The 25,645-nt window shown below is 62.2% G+C and carries 23 protein-coding genes; 15 read left to right on the plus strand and 8 right to left on the minus strand.

Annotation, left to right across the window (positions count from 1 at the left end; genetic code table 11):
- Nucleotides 1–10 precede the first annotated feature (10 nt).
- Together C7441_RS10870 and C7441_RS10875 are read right to left on the minus strand one after the other, a co-directional pair.
- The gene (locus tag C7441_RS10870; protein WP_109612874.1) at nucleotides 11–1,606 is read right to left on the minus strand and encodes an ABC transporter substrate-binding protein; all 1,596 of its coding nucleotides are present in this window, start codon (nucleotides 1,604–1,606) and stop codon (nucleotides 11–13) included.
- A 353-nt stretch (nucleotides 1,607–1,959) separates the two neighbouring features.
- Complete coding sequence (locus C7441_RS10875) at nucleotides 1,960–2,385, minus strand: hypothetical protein (protein WP_109612875.1); 426 nt, start codon at nucleotides 2,383–2,385, stop codon at nucleotides 1,960–1,962.
- A gap of 25 nt (nucleotides 2,386–2,410) precedes the next feature.
- Between C7441_RS10875 and C7441_RS10880 the strand changes: the two genes are divergently transcribed.
- Nucleotides 2,411–4,081, plus strand: a complete 1,671-nt coding sequence (locus C7441_RS10880) for a long-chain-fatty-acid--CoA ligase (protein WP_109612876.1) — start codon at nucleotides 2,411–2,413, stop codon at nucleotides 4,079–4,081.
- Nucleotides 4,082–4,090: 9 nt separating this feature from the next.
- Here C7441_RS10880 and C7441_RS10885 read toward each other — a convergent pair whose 3' ends face one another.
- Entirely contained in the window at nucleotides 4,091–4,798 is a 708-nt protein-coding gene (locus C7441_RS10885) for an HAD family hydrolase (protein ID WP_109612877.1), read from the minus strand.
- 6 nt (nucleotides 4,799–4,804) lie between these two features.
- Nucleotides 4,805–6,448 carry a glucose-6-phosphate isomerase gene (pgi, locus tag C7441_RS10890; protein WP_280523567.1) on the minus strand — a complete coding sequence of 548 codons (1,644 nt, stop codon included), beginning with the start codon at nucleotides 6,446–6,448 and terminating at the stop codon, nucleotides 4,805–4,807.
- 260 nt (nucleotides 6,449–6,708) lie between these two features.
- Between pgi and pdxR the strand changes: the two genes are divergently transcribed.
- Together pdxR and C7441_RS10900 are read left to right on the plus strand one after the other, a co-directional pair.
- The gene (pdxR, locus tag C7441_RS10895) at nucleotides 6,709–8,202 is read left to right on the plus strand and encodes a MocR-like pyridoxine biosynthesis transcription factor PdxR (RefSeq protein WP_109612879.1); all 1,494 of its coding nucleotides are present in this window, start codon (nucleotides 6,709–6,711) and stop codon (nucleotides 8,200–8,202) included.
- Between the two features lie 220 nt (nucleotides 8,203–8,422).
- Nucleotides 8,423–10,012: a trimethylamine methyltransferase family protein gene (locus C7441_RS10900; RefSeq protein ID WP_109612880.1), complete on the plus strand. Its 1,590-nt coding sequence runs from the start codon at nucleotides 8,423–8,425 to the stop codon at nucleotides 10,010–10,012.
- Nucleotides 10,013–10,104: 92 nt separating this feature from the next.
- Here C7441_RS10900 and C7441_RS10905 read toward each other — a convergent pair whose 3' ends face one another.
- Nucleotides 10,105–10,518 (minus strand): DUF930 domain-containing protein, encoded by a 414-nt coding sequence (locus C7441_RS10905; protein ID WP_109612881.1) that lies wholly within the window; start codon nucleotides 10,516–10,518, stop codon nucleotides 10,105–10,107.
- Nucleotides 10,519–10,616: 98 nt separating this feature from the next.
- On the opposite strand from C7441_RS10905, the gene C7441_RS10910 reads away from it, so the two are divergent.
- Nucleotides 10,617–10,883, plus strand: coding sequence for a PepSY domain-containing protein (locus tag C7441_RS10910; protein ID WP_026060523.1), 267 nt, complete (start codon nucleotides 10,617–10,619; stop codon nucleotides 10,881–10,883).
- Nucleotides 10,884–11,093: 210 nt separating this feature from the next.
- On the plus strand, nucleotides 11,094–12,404 hold the full coding sequence (locus C7441_RS10915) for an MFS family transporter (protein ID WP_109612882.1): 1,311 nt from the start codon (nucleotides 11,094–11,096) through the stop codon (nucleotides 12,402–12,404).
- 27 nt (nucleotides 12,405–12,431) lie between these two features.
- On the opposite strand, the gene C7441_RS10920 is transcribed toward C7441_RS10915, so the two are convergent.
- Together C7441_RS10920 and C7441_RS10925 are read right to left on the minus strand one after the other, a co-directional pair.
- Nucleotides 12,432–13,961: a GMC family oxidoreductase gene (locus C7441_RS10920; RefSeq protein WP_109612883.1), complete on the minus strand. Its 1,530-nt coding sequence runs from the start codon at nucleotides 13,959–13,961 to the stop codon at nucleotides 12,432–12,434.
- 44 nt (nucleotides 13,962–14,005) lie between these two features.
- Nucleotides 14,006–14,683: a FadR/GntR family transcriptional regulator gene (locus tag C7441_RS10925; RefSeq protein ID WP_019172884.1), complete on the minus strand. Its 678-nt coding sequence runs from the start codon at nucleotides 14,681–14,683 to the stop codon at nucleotides 14,006–14,008.
- Nucleotides 14,684–14,899: 216 nt separating this feature from the next.
- On the opposite strand from C7441_RS10925, the gene C7441_RS10930 reads away from it, so the two are divergent.
- From C7441_RS10930 to C7441_RS10970, 9 genes are all read left to right on the plus strand, one after another.
- Nucleotides 14,900–16,528, plus strand: coding sequence for a GMC family oxidoreductase (locus C7441_RS10930; protein WP_109612884.1), 1,629 nt, complete (start codon nucleotides 14,900–14,902; stop codon nucleotides 16,526–16,528).
- A gap of 300 nt (nucleotides 16,529–16,828) precedes the next feature.
- Nucleotides 16,829–17,971, plus strand: coding sequence for a cupin domain-containing protein (locus C7441_RS10935; RefSeq protein WP_109612885.1), 1,143 nt, complete (start codon nucleotides 16,829–16,831; stop codon nucleotides 17,969–17,971).
- A 79-nt stretch (nucleotides 17,972–18,050) separates the two neighbouring features.
- Nucleotides 18,051–19,178 (plus strand): LVIVD repeat-containing protein, encoded by a 1,128-nt coding sequence (locus tag C7441_RS10940; protein ID WP_170125085.1) that lies wholly within the window; start codon nucleotides 18,051–18,053, stop codon nucleotides 19,176–19,178.
- 10 nt (nucleotides 19,179–19,188) lie between these two features.
- Entirely contained in the window at nucleotides 19,189–19,596 is a 408-nt protein-coding gene (locus C7441_RS10945; RefSeq protein WP_109612887.1) for a RidA family protein, read from the plus strand.
- 27 nt (nucleotides 19,597–19,623) lie between these two features.
- Nucleotides 19,624–20,244, plus strand: a complete 621-nt coding sequence (locus C7441_RS10950) for a glutathione S-transferase family protein (protein WP_019172890.1) — start codon at nucleotides 19,624–19,626, stop codon at nucleotides 20,242–20,244.
- The gene (gene fhmpcd1 / locus C7441_RS10955; RefSeq protein ID WP_109612888.1) at nucleotides 20,244–21,173 is read left to right on the plus strand and encodes a 5-formyl-3-hydroxy-2-methylpyridine 4-carboxylate 5-dehydrogenase; all 930 of its coding nucleotides are present in this window, start codon (nucleotides 20,244–20,246) and stop codon (nucleotides 21,171–21,173) included. The genes C7441_RS10950 and fhmpcd1 overlap by 1 nt, the downstream gene beginning before the upstream one ends.
- A gap of 3 nt (nucleotides 21,174–21,176) precedes the next feature.
- A complete protein-coding gene (locus C7441_RS10960; protein ID WP_109612889.1) occupies nucleotides 21,177–21,731 on the plus strand; it encodes a TRAP transporter small permease in 555 nt (184 codons plus the stop codon).
- Nucleotides 21,728–22,999 carry a TRAP transporter large permease gene (locus C7441_RS10965; protein ID WP_109612890.1) on the plus strand — a complete coding sequence of 424 codons (1,272 nt, stop codon included), beginning with the start codon at nucleotides 21,728–21,730 and terminating at the stop codon, nucleotides 22,997–22,999. Before C7441_RS10960 ends, C7441_RS10965 begins: the two co-directional genes overlap by 4 nt.
- A gap of 18 nt (nucleotides 23,000–23,017) precedes the next feature.
- Nucleotides 23,018–24,037, plus strand: a complete 1,020-nt coding sequence (locus C7441_RS10970) for a TRAP transporter substrate-binding protein (RefSeq protein ID WP_109612891.1) — start codon at nucleotides 23,018–23,020, stop codon at nucleotides 24,035–24,037.
- Between the two features lie 16 nt (nucleotides 24,038–24,053).
- Here the strand turns inward: C7441_RS10970 and C7441_RS10975 are convergent, their stop codons facing one another.
- Nucleotides 24,054–24,446 carry a hypothetical protein gene (locus tag C7441_RS10975; protein WP_244916117.1) on the minus strand — a complete coding sequence of 131 codons (393 nt, stop codon included), beginning with the start codon at nucleotides 24,444–24,446 and terminating at the stop codon, nucleotides 24,054–24,056.
- A gap of 136 nt (nucleotides 24,447–24,582) precedes the next feature.
- On the opposite strand from C7441_RS10975, the gene C7441_RS10980 reads away from it, so the two are divergent.
- The gene (locus tag C7441_RS10980) at nucleotides 24,583–25,611 is read left to right on the plus strand and encodes a putative B6 ABC transporter substrate-binding protein (protein WP_109612893.1); all 1,029 of its coding nucleotides are present in this window, start codon (nucleotides 24,583–24,585) and stop codon (nucleotides 25,609–25,611) included.
- Nucleotides 25,612–25,645: the final 34 nt, after the last annotated feature.

Genomic DNA, 25,645 nt, shown 5'->3' on the forward strand with positions numbered 1-25,645 from the left:
TTCGCTTGTCTTATTCGGCGATATCGACGCCGTCGAACCGATGGATGCCGAGCGGATCCATCACGAAGCCCTCGACCTTCTTGGACATGGGCATGAAGACCTTGGAGTGGGCGATGGTCAGCCACGGCGCTTCGCGCTTAACGACGACCTGAGCCTCCTCGTAGATCTTGGTGCGTTCGGCCTGATCGGTCGTCGCCTTGCCCTTCTGGAGGAGGTCTTCGAACTCCTTGTTGCACCAGATGGCGTAGTTGGACTGGCCGATGGCATCGCAGCCGAGCAGGAAGAAGAAGTTGTCCGGGTCGCCATTGTCGCCGGTCCAGCCGAGCTGGAAGGCGCCGTCGCGATCCTTCTGCTTGCCACGCTCGCGATACTCGGTCCACTCGTAGCTGACGATGTCGGCCTTGACGCCGACCTTGGCGTAGTCGGCCTGGATCATCTCGGCAACGCGCTGGGCGTTCGGGTTGTACGGACGGCTGACGGGCATCGCCCAGATCTTCATGGAAAGATCCTTGACGCCGGCTTCCTCAAGCATCTTCTTGGCCGCTTCCGGATCGTACGCGTCGTCCTTCACGTCCTTGTTGTAGCCCCACATCGTCGGCGGAATCGGGTTGACGGCAACCTGGCCGGCGCCCTGATAGACAGCGTCGATGATGGCCTGCTTGTTGACGGCCATGTTGAGGGCCTTGCGGACCTCGGCCTTGTCGAACGGCGCCACGGTGGTGTTATAGGCCATGTAGCCGATGTTCAGGCCTTCCTGCTCTTCCACCTTCAGGTTGTCGTCGGCCTGCAGGCCGGCAATGTCGGCCGGAGCCGGGTAGGACATGATGTGGCACTCGCCGGCCTTCAGCTTCTGCGCGCGCACGGCCGGGTCGGGCGTGATGGCGAAGATCAGGTCGTCGATCTTCTGGCGGCCGCCGAAATAACCATCCCAGGCGGCGTAGCGGATGACCGCGTCAACCTGATAATCGACGAACTGGAAGGGGCCGGTGCCGATCGGCTTCTGCGTGAACTGCTGGAGGTTGCCGTCCTTCTCGAGCTGGTCGGCATATTCCTTCGACACGATCGAGGCGAAATCCATGCCCAGGTCCGGCAGGAAGGCGACTTCCGGCTTGTTGAGCACGAATTTGACGGTCAGGTCATCGACCTTGACGATTTCCTTGAGCAGGTCCGGGAAGCCCATGCCGGTGAAGTATTCCCAGCCGGTGCCGGGCAGGTAGTCATACCAGGGGCTGTCCTTCTTCCACTGACGCTCGAAGGAGAAGATCACGTCATCGGCGTTGAGGTCGCGGGTCGGCGTGAAATAGTCGGTCGTCTGGAACTTGACGCCGGGGCGCAGCTTGAAGGTGTATTCAAGGCCGTCATCCGAAACGGTCCAGCTTTCGGCCAGGCCTGGCATGATGCTGGTCTTGCCGTGCTCGAACTCGACCAGGCGCGAATAGATGGTGCGCGAGGAGGCGTCGAAGTCGTTGCCACCGCTCCACGGCGACGGGTCAAAGCCTGCCGGCGAGGCTTCCGAGCAATAAACAAGCGTTTTCGCATTCGCTGCCACACCGCCCAATGCGGTTGCAGCCGCAAGGGCGGCTGCAAAAGTCAGCATTTTTATCATTGAACACTCCCTGTGTGATCCAAGCCCCTCTAACAGGCTTCGAGCGCGCATATAAGCATCGTTTACTCCCCTTTGGAACTACTGTTTGCAGGGCATCGGGCCAGCGGAACAAAATTTCAACATTTTCTAATGAGTGTGCATTTTATTGCGATTCGGCGGCTCATCACGAAATACATCGCGTGGAAATATGTGCCGCGGCATTGATGACGCAGACTGCATGACAAGTATTCGACGTGCCCGACCTCTCATTTGCTCGCCTGCGCAAGGCGGCTCGGGCCGGTGCGAAGCCGAGCATGGGGAGCAAGGCTTGCAACCTGCGCGCATGTGACCATAGATTGGATCGCAAGGCGGTTTCATCCAGGAACGCCGCCGCGGCGGGCGACGAAAACAGGAAGCTGCAGGGAGGAGCGCGTGGCCAAGACGACCGGTAAAGTCAGCAGGACCGCCGGCCAGACCGAACGCGAAGAAACACCTAGATCCACGGCGACACGGGCTAAGAAAACCAGCCCCGCCAAAGCTCCGGCCAAGGCCGCGCGCGCCGCCGACCCGCTGTCTTCCGCCAATACATCGGCTGCGAAGACAGCCACCAGGAAGCCAGCCGTAGCGAAGACCGCGCCCAAAGCAGAACCGGCCCCCGCCATCCAGGCGGATGTGAAAAAGAAATCCGCGCGGAACGCGACGACGACCGCCGCAAAAGCTCGCCCTTCAAGGACTGCTGTCCCCAAGGACGGGTCGGGCAAGGCGACCGAAGGCGGGAAATCCGCAAAATCCTCGTCCAAGAAAGCAAGGATTGCCGCGAAGCCGGTGCGTGATGAAAGGCCGTGGCTGAAGAGCTATCCCGGCAACCTGCCGTCGGAAATCGGTCCCTTGGAATTTTCTTCCATCGGCGATCTGGTGATCGAGGCGTCCAAGAAATATGCCACGCGACCTGCCTTCACCTGCATGGACAAGACAATCACCTTCGCAGAACTGGAAAGATTGTCGGCCGCCTTCGGCGCCTTTCTCCAGTCGAAAGGGCTGGAGCCCGGCGCGCGCGTGGCGCTGATGATGCCGAACGTGCTGCAATATCCGGTGGCGCTCCTGGGTGCCTTGCGTGCCGGCTACACGGTGGTGAACGTCAATCCGCTCTACACGCCGCGCGAGCTTGAGCATCAACTCAACGACGCGGGCGCCGAGGCCGTCGTCATTCTCGAGAACTTTGCCTCCACGCTGCAAGGGATACTCGCTACGACACGGGTCAAGCACGTGGTGGTGGCGACGCTGGGAGACATGCTCGGTCTCAAGGGGCTGCTGGTCAATCTGGTGGTGCGGCGCGTGAAGAAGATGGTGCCGGCATGGTCGCTGCCGGGGCATGTCCGCTTTCCAGCCGCCTTGAAGGAAGGGGCCGCGCGCACTTTCAAGCCGGCTCGGGTTTCGGGCGACGACATTGCGTTCCTGCAATATACCGGTGGCACCACCGGCATTGCCAAGGGTGCGATGCTGCTTCACCGCAATGTATTGTCCAACGTCGCGCAGAACGCGCTGTGGATGGAAACGGCATATGTGAAAAAGCCGCGCCCCGAGCGGCTGACTTTCATCTGCGCGCTGCCGCTCTATCACATCTATGCGCTGACGGTGAATGCGCTGATGGGCATCCAGGAAGGCGGCCACAATATCCTTATCGTCAATCCGCGCGACATAGGCGGGCTTGTGAAGGAGATGGAAAAGCATCCGATCAACATCTTTCCGGGCCTCAACACGCTGTTCAATGCGCTGCTCAACAACGAGGCCTTCGGGAAGCTGGATTTCAAGCCGCTGCTGCTTACCTTCGGTGGCGGTATGGCGGTGCAGCGCACCGTGGCGGATCGCTGGAAGAAACTCACCGGCGTTATCATCTCGGAGGGCTATGGTCTTTCGGAAACATCGCCGGTCGCGACCGCCAATCGTTTCGATGCCGACGAGTTCACCGGCTCCATCGGCTTGCCCATCCCTTCGACGGAACTGTCGATCCGCGACGAGAACGGCAAGGCCCTGCGGCTCGGCAAGGTGGGGGAGTTGTGCATTCGCGGCCCGCAGGTCATGGCCGGCTACTGGAACCGCCCCGATGAGACCGCGAGAGCCATGACCCCGGACGGCTTCTTCAAGACCGGCGACATGGGCTATATGGACGAGAAGGGTTTCACCAAGATCGTCGACCGCAAGAAGGACATGATCCTGGTCTCCGGCTTCAACGTCTATCCGAACGAATTGGAAGACGTCGTGGCCCAGCATCCCGGCGTGCTGGAGGTGGCCGCCGTCGGCGTGCCGGACGAGCACTCGGGAGAGGTTCCCAAGCTGTTCATCGTCAAGCGCGATCCAGGCCTGACCGAAGCCGACATCATCGCCTTCTGCCGCGAGAACCTCACCGGCTACAAGCGCCCGCGCCACATCGAGTTCCGCACCGAACTGCCCAAGACGAATGTCGGCAAGATTCTCAGGCGCGAACTTCGGGGGTAGGGCAGCCCTTTAGCCGCGCGAAAGAAACGCCGGCAGGTCGGCCACCGAGTCCAGAATGACATCGGCCATCGGCGCCAGCGTTTCGCGCGTGCCGGTGCCGGAAAGCACGCCCACCACAAGCCCGGCCCCGCCGGCCCGTGCCATTTCGAGGTCATGGCGGTTGTCACCCACCATGGCGATTTCGGACGGTTTCAACCGGGTGAAGTCGGCGAAGGCATGCAGCACATCCGGCGCCGGCTTGGGGTTGGCGACCGCGTCATAACCGTAAGCGGCGTCGAACATCTGCGCGATGCCGAGCGCCAGCAGCGTCTTTTCCGCGCCGCTGGTGGAATCGTTGGTGGCCACGCCGAGCCGAAAGCCGGAGCCGTGCAGGGTGGCGATGGCATCCTTGCTGCCGGGCAGCGCCACCGAGGCGGCGGCCCCTTGCTCGGCGGTAATGACGTTGAAGCCGGCGAGGATGGTCTGGCGTTCGGCATCGTCAGCTTCAGGATACCAGAGCGCGATGACTTCCGCATTCGTGCCGGCGGCAAAGACGGAGTCGGCCTTGAAACACTGATTGGCGAAATCGTAGCCTGCCAGTTCCAGAAGCGCGTTTGCCTTGTCGCGGTCGCCGTCCGCCGCCCTCAGCGCCATGACGTCGCCGACGGCGAACCATGTCTTCTGGAAATCGACCAGTGTTCCGTCCTTATCGAACAGGATTGCCTTTATACCACGCAAATCCGTCTACTCCGTTGCCCTCAACTCATGAATATGACGCACCAATCCGGCGGTCGAGGCGTCGCTGCGGGCGGCGTCTTCCGTTCCTTCAACGACAGGGAGAAGCGCGGTCGCCAGTTCCTTGCCCAGTTCCACGCCCCACTGGTCGAAGGAATTGATGTTGTAAAGCGTGCCCTCGACGAACACCCGATGCTCGTAAAGCGCGATCAGCCGGCCCAGCGTATGCGGGTCGAGCTTGCGATAGAGGAGGGTGATGGAGGGCCGGTTGCCGGAGAACACACGGTGCGGCGCGATGCGGTCCACTTCTTCCAGAGGCATGCCCTTGGTCAGCATCTGACGGCGCGCCTCCTCCAGCGTACGACCCTTCATCAGCGCTTCCGATTGCGCCAAGCAATTGGCCAGCAAGAGGTCGTGATGTTGCTGCAGCTCCGGCTCATGGCCTTGCGCCGCCGCGAGGAATTCCACCGGAATGATGTCGGTGCCCTGGTGCAGCAACTGGAAGAAGGCGTGCTGGCCATTGGTGCCGGGCTCGCCCCACACCAGCGGGCCGGTCGGTGTCGAGGCCTTCTGGCCGCCCAGTGTGGCCTGCTTGCCGTTCGATTCCATATCGAGCTGTTGCAGATAGGCGGGCAGGCGCGCGAGATGCTGGTCGTAGGGAATGACGGCGCGCGCCGGATAACCGCACACCACGCGGTGATAATAGCCGATCAGCCCCATCACCACGGGAATATTCTCCAGAAGCCGCGCGGCCTCGAAATGCCGATCCATCTCGCGCCCGCCCGCCAGAAATTCCTCGAACCGCTCGGGGCCGATGGCGAGCATGATCGGCAAGCCGATGGCCGACCATAGGGAATAGCGGCCGCCCACCCAGTCCCAGAAGCCGAAGACGCGATCAGGCGCGATGCCGAAGGCGGAAACCTTGTCGAGCGCGGTGGAGACGGCGACGAAATGCTTGTCGACGGCATCGTCGCCCAGCGCCTGCTGCACCCATTTGCGGGCCGTCTCGGCATTGGTCATCGTCTCGACCGTGGTGAACGTCTTCGACGCGATGACGAACAGCGTCGTCTCGGGCGAGAGGCCTTTCAGCGTGTCGTGAATATGCGCGCCGTCGATATTGGAGACGAAATGCGAGCGTGGCCCGTCGTGATAGGGGGCCAGCGCCAGTGTCGCCATCACCGGTCCGAGATCGGAACCGCCGATGCCGATATTGACCACGTCGGTGATGGGCTTGCCTGTAGCGCCTTTCGCGGCGCCCGAGCGAACCGTTTCGCAAAATGCGGCCATGGCGGCCAGCACCGCGCGCACGTCCGGCATCACGTCCTTGCCGTCCACCATCACCTTGGCGTCCGGCCCGGCGCGCAGCGCGGTGTGCAGCACGGCGCGGTCCTCGGTGATGTTGATCTTGCGCCCGGCAAACATTGCCTCGCGCCGTTCCGGCAGGCGGGCGGCCAGCGCCAGCTTTTCCAGCAGTGACATGGTCGTGGTGGTCACCGCACATTTCGACCAGTCGAACAGCAGGTCGCCATCCGTCAGCGAGAATTTTGCGAAACGCTGCGGATCGGATTTGAAAGCCTCGCGCATATTCGTCGGGGTGTCTTCCCGATCTTCGCGAAGCGCGGTCAGTGCTGCATGAAGGGGGGCTTCGGTCACTGTCATTCTCCGTTATGCGTGCTGCGTCTTAACTCTATCAGCGTGGCGAACATGGAGAAATTGCGTCGCTGACTTCGATTGAAATTTCAATCGATTTGATACTGTAAAGAAAAGATATTGTCGCTTTGGGCTATGCGCGCATAGATCACTGGCATAAATCCTAGCGATTAGAAAAATTCATTGGCGCAAAGCGTTGGACCACGGATACGTTCAACTGGTCCACAAAATACTTTTCATAGCGCCTGACCGGGGAAATACTCATGCCACAGAGAAACGATTCGGCCATTTGGTCGGGACTGTTCAGGATTTCTGCGGAATCGGGTCAGACGCTTCAGGCTCAAATCCGTCAGGCCATCGTGGCCGCCATCCTCGACCGTCAGATTGCCGCCTCCATGCCCTTGCCTTCCTGCCGCATCCTTGCCGAAAAGCTCGGCGTGGCGCGCGGCACGGTGGTGCTCGCCTTCCAGCAACTGGTCGATCAGGGCTTTCTGGTCGCGCGCGAGCGACGCGGCCATTTCGTCAACCCCGATGTCCTGGCAATGCCGGCCAAGCCGCAGCAGAAGACCAGCGACCAGGCCAGCGAGATAGACTGGAAGGCGCGCAGGCAGATTTCCGCGAGCGACATGCCGCGCCCGGCCAAGCTCGACAACTGGATCAAATCTTCCTACCCCTTCGTCTACGGCCAGTTTGATCCGGCGCTGTTTCCCACTGCCGAATGGCGCGAGTGCAATCGCATGGCGCTGGCCGTGCTGGAAATCCGCAACTGGGCGGCTGACATGGTTGACCGCGACGATCCGCTGCTGATCGAGCAGATCCAGGCGCGGCTGCTGCCGCGGCGCGGCATTTTCGCCAACCCGGACGAGATCATCGTCACGCTCGGCGCGCAGAACGCGCTCTATATGCTGGCCACGCTGCTGATGACCAAGGGCACCAAGGTGGCGATGGAGGACCCCGGCTATCCGGATGCGCGCTCGATCTTCCGGCTGGCTGGCGCCGACCTGCACCCGACGCCCGTGGATGAAGAGGGCATCGTCACTTCGGCGATCCCCTCGGATGCCGGCTTCGTCTTCGTGACCCCGAGCCACCATTGCCCGACCATGGTGCCGCTCAGCCCCGAGCGCCGGCAGGACCTTCTGGCGCGCGCCAGCCGCAACAACCAGATCATCATCGAGGACGGCTATGACAGCCAGCTTCTCGACGACGCCCCGCAGCAGGCGCTGAAGAGCATCGACCGCTCGGGCCGGGTCATCTATGTCGGCTCGATGTCGAAGACTCTCGCGCCGGGCCTGCGGCTTGGCTACATCGTCGCCTCCGCCGATCTGATTGCGGAATTGCGCGCGCTGCGCCGCTTCATGCTGCGCCACCCGCCGGCAAACAACCAGCGCGCGGTGGCGCTGTTCCTCTCGCTCGGCCATCACGAGGCGCTGGTGCGCCGCCTGTCGACGGCATTCGACGAGCGCCGCAAGCGGCTGGTCCAGGCCATCGATGCTTTCCTGCCCGACTGGCGTCCAACGGATTCGGCGGGTGGCACGTCGCTCTGGCTGGAAGGACCGCGCGGCACGGATTCGCGCGGGCTGGCCGAGGCGGCTGCATCGCGCAGCGTCATCATCGAGCCGGGAGACCGTTTCTTCGACCGCAGCGACAAGCCCTCGCGCTTCATGCGGCTGGGGTTCTCCTCCATTGCCCTGCAACATATCGAGCCAGGCATTCGCGAGCTTGCCACTGCCGCGGGGCGTCGTCCGGCGGCAGCCTGAGAAAGCTTCTTTCGCAGCCTTCCCATCGAGTGAAATCATGTAACGGCCGGGCCTTGCCCGGCCGTTTTCGCGCCGAGTTTTCTGGCCTATCTGGCGGCAATTCGTGGCCCATACGCTGGACCGATCCGCCGCTGCATAGTCTTGGGCGTAGGGGAGCAGGCAACGTGACCGGAGGCACATCCGGCGCGGCGATGCCGGAAAAAATGGTGGAGGTTTTTCCATGTCGACCACCCTGGAGGAGCGTGACCTGACGCCACAAGACCAGCGTTCGCGCCGGTCCGGAGGCCGGGAAGCGCGCCGCGCCATGCGCGCTGCGCCGCTGGCCGAAGATATTCGCCCCATTCGTCCCGGACTGGAAGGTGGCAGGTACAAGCCGTTAGGCCAGAACGATCTGGAGCGCATCCATGAAGCGGTGCTGACGCTGCTTGAAACCGTTGGTTTCGCCAATGCCATTCCCAGTTGCATCGAAGCGCTGAAACGGGTTGGCGCGACCTATGGCGACGATGGCCGCATCCGCTTCCCGCGCGAACTGGTCCTGTCGACCATCAAGACCGCGGCACGCAATTTCACGCTCTACGGGCAGGACCCCAGGCACGACATGGTGATTCAGGGGTCGCGCGTGCACTACGGCACCGCCGGCGCGGCCGTTCACCTGGTCGATGTCGAAAACCGCCTCTATCGCGAGTCCATGCTGCAGGACATTTATGACGCTGCCCGCATCGTGGACCAGATGGACAACATCCATTTCTTCCAGCGGCCGATGGTCCCGCGCGACATTCCCGATCCGCTCGATATGGACTTCAACACGCTCTATGCCTGCGTGATGGGCACGTCGAAACATGTCGGCACGTCCTTCACGGTGCGCGAGAACGTCGCTCCGGCGCTGGAAATGCTCTATGCGATTGCCGGCGGCGAGGAGAATTTCCGCGCGCGGCCCTTCGTCTCCAATTCCAGCTGCTTCGTCGTGCCGCCTATGAAGTTCGCCGAGGATGCCTGCGGCGTGCTGGAAGCCTGCGTGGCCGGCGGCATCCCGATCCTGCTTCTTTCGGCGGGCCAGGCGGGTGCCACGGCGCCTGCCGCAATCGCCGGTGCCGTGGTGCAGGCGGTGGCCGAAGTGCTGGCAGGGCTGGTCTATGTCAACGCGCTCAAGCCCGGCCATCCGGCGATCTTCGGTACATGGCCCTTCGTCTCGGACCTGCGCACCGGCGCCATGTCCGGTGGATCGGCCGAACAGGCGCTGTTGACGGCGGCCTGCGCGCAGATGGCCCAGTTCTACGACCTGCCGGGCGGCTCTGCCGCCGGCATGGCGGATTCGAAGCTGCCGGACATCCAGTCCGGTTTCGAAAAGGGCATCACCAATGTCATGGCCGGCCTGTCGGGGCTCAATCTCGTCTATGAATCAGCCGGCATGCATGCCTCGCTGCTGGGCTTCTGCCTGGAAAGCCTCATCATCGACAACGACATGCTGGGTTACTGCCAGCGTTGCGTGCGCGGCATCGAGGTGACTGACGAGGCGTTGTCGATCGCGACCGTGACCGATGTCTGCATGAACGGTCCCGGCCACTATCTCGGCAATGAGCAGACGCTGAAGCTGATGCAGACCGAGTATTTCTATCCCCTCGTTGGCGACCGTTTCAGCCCGAAGGAATGGAACGAACGGGGCAAGCCCGACATCCTGCAGCGCGCTATAGAGATGAAGAACAAGATCCTCGCCGAGAGTTTCCCGGCGCATGTCTCGCGCGCCATCGACGACAGGCTGCGTGCGCGTTTCGACAACATCCTGCTGCCGCGTCGCGTGATGGGCGCTTAGAGCATGATCCCGAACCGCTGACAGCCGGAAGACGTCATCAAGCTTAAAGCTTTAGGCGGCGGCGCAAGAGCGCTGCCGCCGCGCCATCCGGCTCACTGCCAGAGATTGTATTTCGACCAGTCGTCCTGGGCGATGGGGTCGCCGATCTTGTAGTGGAAGGACAGCACCTGCATGCGGTCGTGCGCGGTGCTGCAGCTATAGGCAAGATGATACCAGCGGCCATTGGCGCGGAATGCGGCGCCGGGGCTTTCGATGGTGTCGCCGTTCATCTGTGGCGTCTTGAACACATAAGCCACGACGCGGTCGGGCCTGTAGGGGTTGTCGTCGTCGCGGGCGATCCGGTCGAGCGCCTCGGCGTCGCAACGCTGTTCCAGCCGCGTATCGGGGTCCAGTTTCAGGAGGCCCGCCTTGAGCCGCCCGTCGAGCGCCCAACTCGGCGTCGCCACGGCAAAGAAGAGCGCGCAGGTCGTGAGCCACAATTTCCACATGGCGCCATGATCGATCATATTCGCTTTGTGAAATCAAGCGGCGCCGGGTTCACGAAGACGGGAACAAAAGCCGGGCCGCGCCGTTTCCTCCTGACTTTTGACCAAGGAGGGGATTCATGACCTGTCGTCAAGTTTTTGCATCTCTGGTGGTGGCGGTGGCGCTTTGCGGCCAGGCCCAGGCACAGACCGCTACACGTCCGGGGCCGCCGGAAGGCTCCATGAAGCTTTCGCAGATCATCGGAAAGATCGAGGCACGCCCGCAGTTCCAGTATATCGACGAGGTCGATTGGGATAGCGACGGCTACTATGAGGTGACCTACTACACCACCGACAAGGCCAAGGTGGAAATCAAGATCGATCCGAAGACGGGCGAGGCAAGATAGCGCGCTTCCTGCGTCTTCCTTTCGGAACCATTGCGGGCGGATGCTTTTCGCGCCGGCCCCACTCTAAATCGGGTTCACGCCGCTCCTGTCGATATCTGGAGCGGCGATGGTGCTCACCCCGAAACATGATTTTTGGAATGCATGTTGATTTGCATCCGACATCGATCCTGCGGATCCCCCGATGCCAGCCATCAGCACCAGGAAAAATCCATGAACACAGCGGTTTCCGTGCCCGACGCGGCCGATACCAGGCGGCGCATTTTCGCCATCGTGGCCAGTGCATCCGGCAACCTCGTCGAGTGGTATGATTTTTATGTCTATTCGTTCCTGGCGCTCTATTTCGCGTCCGAATTCTTCCCTGAGGGCGACACCACCACCCAGCTTCTGAACGCCGCCGCCATCTTCGCCGCGGGCTTCCTGATGCGGCCGATCGGAGGCTGGCTGTTCGGGCGCATTGCCGACAGGGTTGGCCGCAAGCGCTCGATGCTGATTTCCGTCACCATGATGTGCGCCGGCTCGCTCGTCATAGCGATACTGCCCACCTATCAGACGATCGGCATCTTCGCACCCTTGCTGCTGTTGCTCATGCGGCTCATCCAGGGGCTTTCGGTCGGCGGCGAATACGGCACCACCGCAACCTATATGAGCGAGGTCGCGCTTGCCGGCCGGCGTGGTTTCTTCGGTTCCTTCCAATATGTCACGCTGATCGGCGGCCAGCTTCTCGCCGTGCTGGTGCTTGTTGTCCTGCAGCAATTCCTCGACGAAGCGCAGCTCCGCGCATGGGGCTGGCGCATTCCATTTGCCATCGGTGGCGTGGCGGCAGTGATTGCGCTGTATCTGCGTTCGTCGCTCCACGAAACGTCGACGGCCGAAGCCCGCGGCCGCGAGGAAGCCGGCAGCTTGGCCGGCCTGTGGCGGCATCACCGCCGCGCCTTCCTCATCGTGCTCGGCTACACCGCCGGTGGTTCGCTGATCTTCTACACCTTCACCACCTACATGCAGAAATATCTCGTCAACACGGCGGGCTTCGGCAAGGAAGTCGCGAGCCTGACCATGACGGTCGTGCTGCTTGTCTACATGCTGATGCAGCCGATTTTCGGCGCGCTTTCCGACCGGATCGGCCGTCGCAACTCGATGCTGATATGGAGTTCGCTCTCGATCCTGACGACCGTGCCGCTGCTGTCGGCCATCGGCCGCACGAGCAATGCCGTCAACGCTTTCCTGCTGGTGACGGCGGCGCTGGCGATCGTCAGCTTCTATACCTCCGTCAGCGGTATCGTGAAGGCGGAAATGTTCCCGGCGGAGGTAAGGGCACTCGGGGTGGGGTTTGCCTATGCCATCGGCAATGCCGTGTTTGGCGGTACGGCCGAATACGCCGCGCTCTGGTTCAAGTCGGTCGGCGAGGAAAGCTGGTTCTTCTGGTATGTCACGGCGATGATGGGGGTTGCGTTCATTTCCGCACTCCTGATGCCGGATGCGCGCCGCCATGGCTATCTGCAAGGGGAAGGCACCGTCGACTGAACCCTGCGGTCTCCCCCTTGCCGCATCCTATCGCTGCATCGCCGACCAGCTTTCGGCGATGGCCACGACAGCGGCGTTGATCGGCCCGCTGGGAATGCGGGGGATGATCGAGGCATCGACCACGAAGGCATTGTCCAACCCGTTCACGCGCAACTGTGGATCGACCACAGCGTCCGCGTCGCGGCCCATGCGGCAGGTGCCGCAGGGGTGATGATGGGTCGAGGCTGCGCGCGCGATGAATGCGTCCAGCTCGGCATCGGATCGTGCGGCCGGCCCCGGTTGCACCTCGACATCCCGCCATTCGTCCATGGCCGGATGATGCCCCACCTCGCGCGCTATTCTGAGCGCCTTGCGGAAGGTGATACGGTCATGCTCGGTTTCGAGATAGCGCGGGTCGATGACCGGTGCGTCGCTGCGGTTCGGCCCACCCGGCAGAATGCGGCCCCGGCTCGTCGGGTGCGTGACGCCGCACAGGATCGTATAGGCCGAGCCATAGGCCGGCGCGTCGATGCCCTCGGCGGCGGAAGGCGCGATGACGCACCCCAGCACGATATCCGGGCTTCCATCGGTGCGGCTGATGTCGTCGCTGTGCAGATACATCAGCGATTCCGAGTGCTGCAGGCGCGAGGGGGGCACCGGCTTCCTGGATCGGTAGACGTTGCCAAGCGCCAGCAGGTGGTCCTGCAGATTGGCGCCGATCTCCCGGCTTTCGATCCGGCATTCCATACCGGCGGCTCGCAATGTTTCGGGATCTCCGATGCCGGAGCGCATCAGGATCAGGGGGGAGGCGATCGCACCGGCGCAAAGCACCACACGGTCCGCCGTGATGTGCTCGGCCTTGCTGTCATGCACGGCGAGCACCGAGGCAACACGGCGGTTCTCCAGCTCAAGGCGCTCGATCTCATATCCTGTGAGCAAGGTCAGATTGGAGCGCGCCAGCACGTCCGGCGCAAGATAGGCGTCCGCAAGGCTCAAGCGACGGCCATTGCGGATGTTGAGCGAGTTTGGCGCCGTGCCCGCAAGCTGGCCGGTGTTGTGATCGCCGATCTTCGGCGCGCCAAGCGCATTGCCGGCTGCCATATAAGCACGTGCAACCGGGCTTACTGCTTCATCCGGCAGCATCACGTCGAGAGGGCCGTCTCTCCCGCGCGAAGGTGCCGCGAATGCGCTGAAAGCTTCGCTGCGCTTGAAATAGGGCAGCAGCCCCTCATAGGACCAGCGTGGCCCGCCGGCCTCATCCCAGGAGATGAAATCGTCGGGGTGGCCGCGCACATAGGCCATGGCATGCAGGCAACTGGAGCCGCCTACCACCTTGCCGCGGGGCCATTCGTGGATGCGATTGGCGGTATGAGGCTGCGGGATCGTTCGATAGGCCCAGTCGTAGTCGCGACCTTGTATCTGCGTCCATTTCAGCGGATCGGCGATGTCCGGGTCGGAGGGCCTGTAGCCTGCCTCGATGAGGCCGACCCGGCAGGTTGCGTCCTCACTCAATCTGCTCGCGGCCACCGAGCCGGCCGAACCGGCGCCGATGACCAGCACGTCGAAGTGCCGGATCATGTTTCCCTCCCGGTAGAATGATGAGTGCGCCGGCAGCGTCCGCCTCAGGCCGCAGCAATACCCATATTGGCGCGTTCCATGATGCGCTTCTGCACTGCCGTCAAATGGCCGCGCATGGCAGCTTCGGCGGCTTCCGGGTCACGGCGGGCGATTGCTTCGGCAATCAGCCGGTGTTCGCTGTCGCGCTGACCGATGCGCTTGGGGCAACTGGCCGGCTCGGTGTAGGCGACCTGCACGCGGGCATCAACGCCGACCTGCCGCAGCATCTTGTAGAACTCGCCCGCGAGGTGATTGCGCGCCGCGCTCGCGACCGCCATGTGAAAGGCAAGATCGACCTCACCCGAGCGGGTATGGTCCTGCGTGGTGGCCGCGTCCGAGATGCGCGCGATCTCGAAGGGAGAGGCGCGCAGCGACGCCAGCCGCGCAAGCTGCGGTTCCAGAATGAGCCGAAGCTCGATGACCTCCAGCGGATTGGTGAGGCGCACCAGCTCTTCCCCATAGCGCGGCACGGCACCCGAAGCGCGCTTGGCGCGCGCTGGCTGCAGGTTCCCCGACCGGCGAAGCGCTTCCAGCGCCTTGCGCAACTGATGACGCTTCACGTTCAATCGGTCGGCCAGATCCCGTTCGGAGGGAAGCCGGCCTTCGTCCTGATATATCCGGTGAACTGCCGCAGCGATCTCGTCCGGATCGGACAGCGCGGCCTCAGGTTCGATTTCCGTCAATATCGTCTCCTTAAACTTCTTCGTGCCGGGGCGACTTCAAGGCTTCTCAGGTTATAGGATAACGCGACCCATACGGGAATCTACTCGAAACACCTCAACCAACATAACCATATCGGCTTTGGTTGACAAGAATAACCGGACAGTGGTTGAGTGTCGGTTGACAAAGTGCCGCGTCGGATCGGCGTGGGTGGAAAAATCCAGTCCGGGGAATTGAGCATGCAAGTGGGGGGAACCTATGACTATATCGTTGTGGGCGCGGGGTCGGCCGGTTGTGTACTGGCCAATCGTCTGACGGAGGATCCGGCGGTTTCGGTGCTGTTGCTGGAGGCCGGCGACTGGGACCGCGACCCGATGATCCATATCCCGCTTGGCTGGGGCAAGATTCTCACGGAACGCCGGCACGACTGGATGTATTTCTGCGAGCCGGAGGAGAATGTCGGCGGGCGCAAGGTCGAATGCGCGCGCGGCAAGGTCATCGGCGGCTCGTCTTCTACCAATGCCATGGCCTATGTGCGCGGAAACCGGGGCGATTACGACCGCTGGGCCGCGAACGGCCTGACCGACTGGTCCTATGAAAAGGTCCTGCCCTATTTCAGGAAGCAGGAAAACTGGGAGGGCGGCGCGACCGCCTATCGCGGCGGCGGAGGCCCGCTCAACACCCAGTTCTGCCGCTACAAGGATGATTTGATCGAGGCCTTCGCGCAGGCCAGCAGAACTGCCGGCTATCCGCAGACCGACGATTACAACGGTGCGGCGCAGGAAGGTTTCGGCCGGTTGCAGATGACCATCCAGAATGGCCGCCGCTGCTCGACGGCTTCCGCCTACCTGCGCCCGGCCATGAGCCGGCGTAACCTCACCGTGCTGACGCGCGCCATGGCCACGGGAATTGTGCTGGAGAACGGTCGTGCGACCGGCATCTCCTACAAGCGCGACGGGCAGGTGCAGCAGGCGGTGGCAAAGCGCGAGGTTTTGCTGGCCGGTGGAGTGATCAACACGCCGCAACTGCTTATGTTGTCCGGCATTGGCGATCGCGAGGAACTTGCCGGGTTCGGCATAGAAGCCAAGATCGACAGGCCGCAGGTCGGCAAGAACCTGCAGGACCACGTCTCGGTCATCCTGATGTACCGCCGTCGCCAGCCCGGTCCGTTCCATCGCATGATGCGGGCCGACAGGATCGGCCTCGATTTCGTGAAAACCTATCTCACCGGCAGCGGTTTCTCGGGGGATGTTCCAGGCGGGGTCGTCGCTTTCCTCAAAAGCGATGAAACGCGTCCGCTGCCGGATGTCCAACTCCTCTTCACGGCGGCGCCACTGGCCGCCTGGCCCTATATGCCGCCGTTCAAGGCGCCGTTCCCGGATGGGTTTGCCACGCGTATCGTTGCGGTGCAGCCGGAAAGCCGGGGCAGCGTGAAGCTGGCATCCGGCGATCCTCTGGCAGCGCCGCTGATCCATCAGAATTTTCTGTCATCGCCGCGTGACTGGGGATCGCTGCGTGCCGGCTTCCGTGTCGCGCGCGACCTCGCGGCGCAACCGTCGATGCAGCCTTTCATCGCCGCCGAATTCTTCCCCGGTCCGTCCTGCCAGAGCGACGACGAGATCGACGCGCACATCCGCAACACCTCGATCACGGTTCACCATCCGGCAGGAACATGCCGCATGGGCGCGGACAGCGCCTCGGTCGTCGATCAGGAGTTGAGGGTACGCGGCGTTCAGGGCTTGCGCGTGGTCGATGCTTCCGTGATGCCGGACCTCGTGTGCGGCAATATCAACGCCGCGGTGATCATGATCGCCGAGAAGGCCTCGGATCTGATCCGGCAGCGCGTGTTGCAGGAAGTCGCGGCCTGAGAAACCCAAGTTTCAACCAAAATTCGATATGGTTGAAACAAAAGTGCGTTCTGGTTGATAAAAATGGCAGACGTCACAATTTGCCGCCTGCTTGCCCGAATTTGCGAAAAATAGTGCAATATCAAGGCTTTATTTGTCATTATGAGGCGGCCAAAGTATGCCTTTGGCGATTCTGATGGGGCTTGACAGCCTCAACCAAAAACTGCCAGTTTCACAAGAATAAGGATTGTCGAGCAAAACCATTCTCAATATGGTTGAGGTGGTTAGGTGATTAGGACTGCCGAAGGAGGGGTGCCCGACATGACCACTGCGCACGCTAGGAACGACAACAAGCAGGAGGCTTTGAAGGGCCTCTACGACGAACTCTACGCCAAGAACATGTTCCCGTTCTGGGCGACGAGCGAGAGCGTCGAGCACGACGAAATCAAACAGCTCATGGCTACGTCGAGGGCAATTCCCTTCGTGTGGTCCTACAAGGACATCGAGCCGCTGCTGCAGCGCGCCGCCCAGTTGGTGACGATGGACGACAGCGAGCGCCGCTCGTTGATCCTGGTCAATCCGGGTCTTGCGCCCAAGCGTGCCTCGGTCAGCACCATGTACACGGCCTATCGTCTCAACGATCCCGATGAAATCATGCCGCCGCACAAGCATTCGCCGAGCGCCATCCGCTTCGGCCTGACCGGTATGGGCAATTTCACCGGCGTCGAAGGTGAAGACGTCGTGTTCGGCCCCGGCGACATGGTGCTCACTCCGAATGATGCCTGGCACAACCATGGCACCGTGGGCGGCGAGCAGGCGGTCAATCTCTCGGTGCTGGATCTGCCGCTGGTCGAGACGCTCCATGCCGTCCACTTCGACCACCGCTACACCGAGATGGAAAACGGCAAGGAAGTCGAGAAGAAGGTCCAGACCGCACGCTATCCGTCCGACTACTCCCAGCGCATCTACGGCGAGGGCGGTTTGATGCCGCGGTTCGTCGACCACAAGCGTGGCGGCGGGCTCTCGTCGCCGATGTACGTCTATCGCTGGGAGAAGATGGAGGCCGTTCTCGACGCTCATAAGGATTGGGACGGCGACCCGCATGAGGGCATCGTGGTCGACTATGTCGATCCGAGCACAGGCGGTCCGGTGTTCAAGACCATCAACTTCTACGTCCAGATGTTGCGTCCGGGTGAAAAGACGCTGCCGCAGCGCGAGACCGCAAGCCTTTTGCTCGCGCCCTTCCGTGGCTCCGGTCACTCGATCATCGACGGCAAGCGCTATGACTGGAACCAGTTCGACACGCTGGCGGTGCCGGGTGGTTGCTGGGTGGAGCATGTGAACGGCTCCTCCACTGAGCCGGTTATCTTCTTCGGCGCCACCGATGCGCCAACCCAGAAAGCGCTGCTTCTCTACAAGCGCTGGGGTCGTAACCAGGCCGGCGATCTGCTCCGCCTCGCCTGAAAATTCCGATCATCGCGACGCGCCGGTTTTGTCGGCGCGTCGGTATCCAGGCAACGCACCAGCAAGAAGGCGTAAGCATTTGGTTTCCGCGTCCAATACCAAGCATATCGGCCATATCGACTGTCCCGGCGGCGGTCAGGTCTGGGTTGACGGCAACATTCTCTATATCGGCCATATGCGTCCGCCGAGCGGTACCACGCTGGTCGATATTTCCGATCCGCGGAACCCGAGAAAGATCACCACGATCGATGTGCCGGTCGGCTGGCATTCGCATAAGGTGCGCGCCAAGGACGGGTTGATGATCATCAACCACGAGCGCTTCGGCAACGAAGGTCCGGCCGATTTCGGCGGGGGGCTGGCCATTTATGATACCAGCAAGCCGGACCGGCCGAAGCTGATCTCCAAATGGCTGACTGGCGGCAAGGGCGTGCATCGTTATGACTATGACGGCCGCTATGCCTATATCTCGCCGACGGCCGAGGGTTATGTCGGCAACATCGTCATGATCCTCGATCTGATCGATCCGGTGAACCCGGTCGAGGTCGGGCGGTGGTGGATTCCGGGCCAGTGGACCGCCGGTGGCGAGGAATATCCGTGGCATGACTACGTCACGCCGCGCTGCCACCATCCGCTGCGCATGGGCAACCGGCTCTATGTCAGCTACTGGCATCACGGCCTGTTCATTCTCGACATTTCCGACATGAGCAAGCCCACTCTGATCAGCCATGTGAACTCCAGCCCGGCCTTCCCGCATCCGACCCACACCTGTCTGCCGATCCCGCAGCCGCTCAAGGGCCGCAACATCATGGTGGTGGCCGACGAGGACGTGGCAAAGCTGCGGCCGCATGCGCCATCCTTTACCTGGGTCTACGACATCACCGACGAAACCAACCCGCTGCCGATCTCGACCTTCCAGGTTCCGGGCATCGATCCCGATGGCGCGCCGCAGCCGCCGATGACTGGCTGCCACCAGCCTTCGGAGCGTTTCAAGGGTAGCATCATCCCCTTTGCCTGGTTTGCGCAGGGCCTTCGCCTTGTCGACATTGCCGACCCATTCGCGCCGAAGGAAGTGGGGCACTTCCTGCCCGACGCGCCGGCAGGGGCGGATCAGGCCTCTTCCAACGATGTCACTATCGACGACCGCGGCATTCTCTATCTGATCGACCGCATCCGTGGCGTGGACATCATCGAAACCAGCGTTTTCTAGGAGTTCGGCCGTGAACGACAGCACGAAAAAATCCGACACCCATTACGCCATCGGCAAGAAGAACCCGAACCTGCCATTCCACCCGGCTGTGCGCGCCGGCGACTACATCTTCGTCTCCGGACAGGTGCCGAAGGACGAAAACAACAACATGATTACCGGCACGATCGAGGAAGAGACGCTCGCGACGCTGAAGACGATAGAGCGCGTCATTGCGCATGAGGGCGCCACACTGTCCGACGTGGTGCGCATCACCACCTATCTTGAGGATACGCGCGACTTCGGCCGTTACAACAGGGCGTTTCTGGAAGGTATCGGCGATGCCGTGCTTGCGCGCACCACCGTCGAGGCCCGCGCCGTCATCAACACCAAGATCGAGATGGACGCTATCGTCTACAAGCCGCTGGCCCCGAAGGCCTGAGCGTAGGAAAATCGAGGAGACCCGCACATGTACCAGCTTCTAGGCCGCCAGACATCCGGCAACGTCCAGAAAGTCATCTTCATGTTGGAGGAACTGGGCGCCCGCTACAGGCGCGAGGATTACGGCCGGCAGTTCGAGAACACCCAGACAGCCGAATACAAGGCGCTGAACCCGACTTCCAAGGTTCCTACCCTGGTGGATGACAAGACGGTGGTGTGGGAATCCAATACGATCCTGCGCTATCTGGCAGCCTTCGGCGAGCATCTGACCGGCGCGACGCCTGCCGAGAAGACCGAGGTGGAGCGCTGGATGGATTTCCTGCTGGCTGCGGTCAATCCCGGTTATCTCGCCGCGTTCAAGGGTTCGAAGCTGCCGCCTGAAGAGCAGACCCCCGAATACAAGGAGCAGGTTCGCGATCTCGTCAATCAGCTCAAGATCATCGATGCTCATCTTGCGGGCAAGGATTTCCTGGCACTCGGCAAGCTGACCATAGCCGACATCGCCTGTGCGCCGATCCTGAAGCGCTGCGTCGATTTCAAGATCGAGCGGCCGTCGCTGCCGAATCTTGAGCGTTGGGTGGCGGCGATTGCCCAGCGCCCTGCCTTCCAGGTCGCCACCGGCGCTGTCCAGTCCACCAGGGCCGCATGATGATACGGCGCGTCGCCCTTATCGGCCTCGGCACAATGGGACCCGGCATCGCCGCGCGGCTTTCGCGCGGCGGGCTGGATGTCGCGGCCTATGACGTCTCGCAGGCGGCGGTCGAGCGTGCGCGGGGCATGCTGGATACGGCCGGGGCCGCGCTGGATCGGCTTGGGATAGAGGCCCCGACTACGGGCGTCGGAACGGTCCGTTTCGTCTCAAGCATCGCCGAGGCCGTCGAGGGCGCCGATCTGGTGATCGAGAACGTGCCCGAAAACATAGACATCAAGGCCGAGACCTATCGCACCATCGATCCGCTGGTTCAGCCATCGGTGATCGTGGCGTCCGATACGTCGGGCATTCCGATCACCAAGCTGCAGGCGCATATCTCGCATCCCGAACGCTTCGTCGGCATGCACTGGTCGAACCCGCCGCACATCATCCCGATGATCGAGGTGATCGGCGGCGAAAAGACCGCGCCGGAAACCGTCGCGACAATCCGCGACCTCATCCGTTCGCTGGGCCTGCTGCCGGTGGTGGTGAAGAAGGATGTGCCGGGCTTCGTCGAAAACCGCGTGCTCTATGCGCTTCTGCGAGAAGCGGTCGACCTGGTCGAGCGCGGCGTGATCGAGCCCGAGGATCTCGATACCTGCGTCTCGTGGGGCATTGGCTACAAGATCGCGGTGGTTGGCCCCATGGCGCTGCTCGATATGGCCGGCCTCGACATCTACAAGTCCGTCTCCTCCTTCCTCAACGCCGATCTGGCCGACCGCAAGGACATTGCGCCGCTTGTGTTGGACAAGGCCGGGGAGGGCAAATTCGGCATGAAGTCGGGTGAGGGCATGTTCGCCTATACGCCCGAGCAAATCTCGACATTACAGGGCGAAAGAGCCAGGAAACTGGTGGCCATTCGCCGGATCCTCGAAAACCGGGAGTAGGCGATGCATTCGGCTGTGGGGGAGAAACAGGGCCGTCTGACAAGTAAATGGGAGGTTTCGCAGCTTGCCGCTCGATCGGGCAGGTTGCTGCACACCGTGCTCGGCATCGCGCTCCTGTTCGTGGTGGGCGTGAATGTCGTCAACGCGTCGGGTCGCTATCTGTTCGGCTTTTCGATGACCGGCACGGATGAGCTGATGGTCTACACCCTGATATGGGTGGTGATGGCTGGCGCGATCCTGTCGCTTGCCAAGCGCGATCATATCAGCGTCAACCTGTTGCCGTCCTATGCGAAGGGGCGCGCCAAGCATTTGCTGCATGTCGTGCATGATGCCGCGGCCGTCTTCGCCTGCGCTTACGTCACCTATGCCTCCGATCTTTTCGTCGGCAAGATCAGCCGGCTCGGCACTAAGAGCATGGGGCTTGGTGTACCCATGTCGGTGCCGCACACGGCCCTGCTGGTCGGGTTTGCCGGGTTGACGCTCGTCGGCGCTTTCATGCTCGTTCGTGACATCGGCGCGCTGCTGCGCAACGACCCTCATCGGGAGCCGGCAGCATGATCGCCTCGCTCGCCGTCCTTCCCGTGCTGCTTCTGGTGCTTGGCACGCCGGTTTTCCTCGTCTTCCTGGCAGCGGTGGCCGTCACCTTCTTCTTCGTCCTGCCCTTGCCGCCGGTTGCGCTGCATCAGGTGCTGTTCGGCGGTCTGGATAACTACGCATTGCTCGCCATTCCGTTCTTCGTCTTCGCCGGCGAACTGATGGGCACCAGCGGCATCGCCTCGAGGTTGATCGCATGGGTGCTGGCGATGGTCGGCAGGCTGCCCGGCAGCCTGGCCGTCTCGACGGTCGGCGCCTCCACCGTGCTCGGCGCCATTTCCGGCTCCAGCGTGGCGGCGGTCGCCGCGCTTGGCAAGACGCTCTATCCCAAGCTTGAAAGCGCCGGCTATGGCAAGGAGCGCGCGGCCGGCCTGCTGGCATCGAGCGGTGCCATCGACATCGTCATTCCGCCCAGCATCGCCATGATCCTCTATGGGCTGGCGGCCGAGCAGTCCATTCCGCGCCTGTTCATGGCGGGCATCCTGCCGGGTATGCTGTTGGCGTTGATGATGTGCGCCTTCGTCATCGTCATGGCCATCGTGCTCCGGATTCCCGTGGTTGGCCGTTTCGATCCGGCCATTGCCTGGGCAGCTACCAGAAACGCACTTGCCGCGCTGCTGATGCCGGTTTTCGTGATCGGCGGCATCTATAATGGCTGGTTTTCGCCCACCGAGGCCGGTGGCTTTGCCTGCCTCTATGCGATTGTCGTGGCGCGTTTCGTCTATCGCACCATGAGTTGGGGCGACATTGTGCGGGCGGCAGGCAATTCAGCGATGTTGTCGGCGCAGATACTGGTGATCGTCGCGACTGCGGGTGTCGTCACCTGGGTTCTGACCACGCAGGGCGTGCCGCAGGCAATCGTCGCCTGGATCGAGGCGCTCGACATGAGCGCGGTGACGTTCCTGCTGGCGGTCAATGTCGTGTTGCTGGTCATCGGCTGCTTTCTCGACCCGACTTCGGCGATCCTGGTGTTTGCGCCCCTGCTGGTGCCGATTGCGATTTCGCTCGGCATAGACCCGATCCATTTCGGCATCGTCATGACGGTCAATCTGGCAATCGGCATGTTCACCCCGCCCTTCGGGCTGAACATCTTCGTTGCCCAGTCCGTCACGGGCCTGCCGGCGCATTCGCTTTATCGCGGCGTGCTGCCCTACGTGGCCGTGCAGATCACGGCGCTCATCATCATCACCTATGTGCCGGCGCTGTCTCTGGCGCTTGGCCAGGCACTTTAGAAAACCAGGGGGAACGTGATGCTTTCTTCAATTCTCAAGGCTGCGGCATTCGGCACCGCGCTTGCCCTTCTGCCCATGGGCATGGCGACCACGCCGGCCGCGGCGCAGGCGACCATGAAGCTCGCTTCCGCGACCATCAATGACGTCCAGCACGAATGGCAGAAAGTCTTTGCCGAGGAGCTCGACAAGCGCGTGGGCAATGCCGTGAAGACGGAGATTTATCCGGCAAGCCAGCTCGGCTCCATCCCGCGCATGGCCGAAGGTGTTCTGCTGGGCACGATCGAGGCCTTCACCACGCCGACGTCCTTCATGACCAACGTCGATCCGCGCTTCCAGGCCTTCGATGCGCCGGGGCTGTTCAAGACGCCGCAGGACGTGGACAACGCCATCCACGACCCGGAATACCGCGCGCATCTGGAGGAGATGTTCCTCGACAAAGGGCTGCGCGTGATCGGCGCGATCTACAACAGCCCCACCGTGGTCTTCACCATGAAACCGGTGACCACGCTCGAAGGACTCAAGGGGTTGAAGATCCGCACTTTCGCTTCGCCGCTTCAGATCAAGCCGATGGAACTGGTCGGTGCGACACCATTGCCATTGGCGCTGACCGAAGTCATTCCGCAACTCGAATCCGGCGGGCTCGACGGTATGCTGGTCGGGATGCCGATCCTGACGGCGTTCAAATATTACGACATCGGCAAGAACATCACCGATCTGCGCTTTGCCGAGATCGTCTCGGTCACGGTGGTCAATGAAGACTGGTTCCAGTCGCAGGGCGAGGATGTGCGCAAGGCCATCGTCGAGGCGGGTCGTGCGGCCGAAACCTCGGTGTTCAAGTGGGGCGTCGACAATGTTCGGAAGACCTATCAGGTCTGGGCCGACAACGGCGGCGTAATCAACGAGCTGTCGCCGGAAGAGCAGGCGAAGATGGAGGCCGAGTTCCACGAACTGGCCGATACGCTTCTCGCCACCGATCCGGCCGTGAAGGCTGAATATGAGAGGCTGCAAGCGCTCGTGGCCTCGAAGGCGGCGCAGTGATGAAGGTGGCCTTCGCTCACTGGCACGACAGGCGGCCCCCGTTTTCCACGCAGCGCATCGCGCGCTCGGCGGCGGGGAGCTTCTCGGCGCGCCGGTCGAGCGAAATCAGCGCGCGCGTCGCATATGCGCGCCCGTCCATGCCACACCACAGGCGCTCGACGGGCAGGTTCTCGCCCTTGTCGTTGAGCGCGGCATATGTGCCGGTCTCGGGATCGAACCAGAGTTCGATGTCGAGTACCGCTCCGGGCGCGGCTTTGGCCAGCTCCAGAGAATACCAGTGGGCGATATCGGCATGGCATGCGATCGGCTCGATGCCGGCATTGGCCACGGTCAATGTCACCGGCGTGAGGCCGTCGGTGCCGGTGCGAACGGTGATGTGGCGCAGTTCAACCGCTGCCGCGTCTGTCATGAGCGCCAACACTGCTGCGACAAAAATTCGTGTGAGCAAGAGAACGATCCCCATTTGAAAATCTGAATTTACACTATCAGGTTTTCAAATAACGACAATAATATATGGGAATAGAATCAAAATAACGGAGGAAGAAATGCTAAGAAAATTAAAGTATAGTGTCAGTGCGTTGCTTTTGAGCGGCTTCGTCCTCGGCGGTGCTCATGCTGCCGATGTCAAGTCCATCGCCATTCTCACGCCGGAAGAAGGCACCGACTATGGCTGGAACCAGCAGGGCGTGGAGGCCGCGAAGGCGGCGGCCGAGGCGGCGGGCGTGGAAGTGATCCTCGCGCAGGGTCTCGGCTATGGCGATGTTCGTCCCACGCTGCGCGAACTGGCGGAAGAGGGCGCAAGCCTGCTGATTGCGCATGCCAGCGGCTACAATACCTCGGCGCCGGAGATCGCCAACGAACTGAACGTGCCGGTTGCGATCGTCGACACGCCCGACGCGCTCAAGAAAGGTCTGATCGCCGACTACACGCTGAGTGGTCACGAGGGTGCCTATCTGGCCGGCCGCCTGGCAGCCAAGATGACGCGCACCAAGGCCGTTGGCATCGTCGTGTCGGGCGAGCCGCCGTCCTGGAACTCGCAGTCGGCTGCATTTGCCGAGGGTGTGAAGGCCGAGAACCCGGACGTGAAAGTGACTTACGCCGTGATCGGCCCCGCCGCCTATAGCGATGCCGCCGGTGGCAAGCGCGTGACCGAAAGCGTCATCGCGTCCGGCGCCGACATCATCTTCGGCCAGGGCAACGGCTCCAGCTTCGGCATGCTGCAGGCGGTGGAAACCACCAAGGCGACCGATGGCGGCAAGGCCTATTTCATCGATGTGATCGGCGACAAATCGCCCATCGACAAGGGCTTCCTTCTGTCCTCGGTGATCTGGGACATCACTCCGGTCTACGCGGCTATGATCGATGACCTGAAGTCCGATACTTTCGGCACCAAGAGCTATGCCATCGGTGTCAAGGATGACTCGGTCAAGCTGCTCAAGACCCCGGCGATCCCCGACAATGTCTGGAGCGAGGTCCAGGCCATCCGCGAAGACATCATCTCGGGCAAGATCAAGGTGGAGCCGGTCTTCGAGGCGACGGCCGTGCGCAAGCTGATGACGAACGTGACCGAATAACTGTTCGGCCGGTTTGCGGAGGGGCGGCTAATCC

It is taken from the genome of Pseudaminobacter salicylatoxidans (assembly GCF_003148475.1).
Classification (GTDB): Bacteria; Pseudomonadota; Alphaproteobacteria; order Rhizobiales; family Rhizobiaceae; genus Pseudaminobacter; species Pseudaminobacter salicylatoxidans.